This is a genomic window from Variovorax sp. Sphag1AA (genome assembly GCF_014192575.1).
GTDB lineage: Bacteria > Pseudomonadota > Gammaproteobacteria > Burkholderiales > Burkholderiaceae_C > Variovorax.
Window position 1 is genome coordinate 1 of sequence record NZ_JACHYC010000019.1, and the last position, 1,573, is coordinate 1,573.

A 1,573-nucleotide genomic window follows, 5' to 3' on the forward strand; every position below is an offset into this window, starting at 1 on the left:
GATTCTGTTGAAAAACCCGCTGGCAAATTGGTTCGGGTCGCCTATGTTGAAGGCAACGAATTTGTTGGAGGCGCTTTGACATGATGGGTCAACAGGATGGCAGCCAAGACAGACTCTTCTACTCCTTCAATCTCGACGAACACGTGCCGCGAGACCATCTGCTTCGCGGAATCGATCAAGTGCTGGACCTGCGAGAGCTACGCGCTCAGCTTGCGCCGTTCTACAGCCATACGGGACGCCCATCGATTGATCCAGAGCTGATCCTGCGGATGCTCATCGTGGGCTACTGCTGCGGCATTCGGTCCGAGCGTCGACTGTGCGAGGAGGTTCATCTGAACCTAGCCTATCGTTGGTTCTGCCGCCTTGAGTTGGATGCACAGGTACCGAACCACTCGACTTTCTCCAAGAATCGGCACGGCAGGTTCCGCACGAGTGACGCCTTCCGACAGCTCTTCGAGAGCGTTCTGCGTCGATGCATGACAGAGGGACTGGTGGGCGGAGAGGGTTTTGCCGTCGATGCAAGCTTCATACGCGCCGACGCGAACCGCGCTCGTGGAGTGGAGCGCGGCCAGGTGCCAAAGTGGGAAAACCCGAGCCGAGCTGTACGTGAGTATTTGGAAGGTGTGGAGGCGACCAACCCTGTGGCCTCGGACGATACGGAGTTGCCTTCGGAGCGGAACATCTCTCTCAGTGATCCTGCCGCGCATTGGACCGCGGCGCCTGGCGGGCCGCCGCAATATGCCTACTCAACCAACTACCTGATCGACCTGGACGTCGGGATCATCGTCGATGTCGAAGCCACGCCAGCGAACCGGAGCTGGGAGGTCGAATCGACGAAGGTCATGGTCGATCGCGTGGAAGAGCGCTTCGGCCTAAAGCCTCGCCGCCTCGTTGGCGATACGGCGTACGGCTCAGGTGCGATGCTGTCCTGGATGGTCAAGGAGAAGGAGATAGCGCCTCACGTCCCGGTCTGGGACAAGACGCAGCGCAAGGACGGGACGCTCTCAAGCAATGAGTTCACCTGGAATGAGCAAGCGAACGAGTACCGTTGCCCAGAAGGCGTCTCCCTGCGCAGCGAGCGACGAAACTTCACCGAGCCTCGAGATCACGTCACCAAAGCCGACACGATCATCTATCGTTCACGCAAGCAGGACTGCGCGGGATGCCAGCTCAAGCAACGTTGCTGTCCCAACACGTCGATTCGCAAGATCGCTCGAAGCGTTCACGAGGAGTCCAGAGATGTGGGGCGCGCCATTGGACGAACGCCGGAGTACATCGATTCGAAACGCCAGCGCAAGAAGGTCGAAATGTTGTTCGCCCATTTGAAGCGCATCTTGAAGCTCGACCGGCTACGGCTGCGAGGAATGTCTGGAGCAAGAGACGAGTTCCTGCTCGCAGCAACAGCACAGAACCTACGAAGGATGGCAAAACGGCTGCTTGGGGTTCAAGGAAGAACCGCAGCCGCGATTTGAGAGGCGCCGGGCGGTCGACGCCCCGGAGGTACGCGCTCCCTCGTGAATCGAGAGAGAGGGGCGCGGCGAGTGCGGCTGCCCACCTGTTTTTCAACAGAATC

General features: G+C 59.3%; 1 protein-coding gene. It reads left to right on the forward strand.

Annotation, left to right across the window (positions count from 1 at the left end):
- The first annotated feature begins 80 nt into the window (after window positions 1-80).
- Entirely contained in the window at window positions 81-1,472 is a 1,392-nt protein-coding gene (locus tag FHW64_RS34165; protein ID WP_184533942.1) for a transposase, read from the forward strand.
- The last annotated feature ends 101 nt before the right edge of the window (window positions 1,473-1,573 follow it).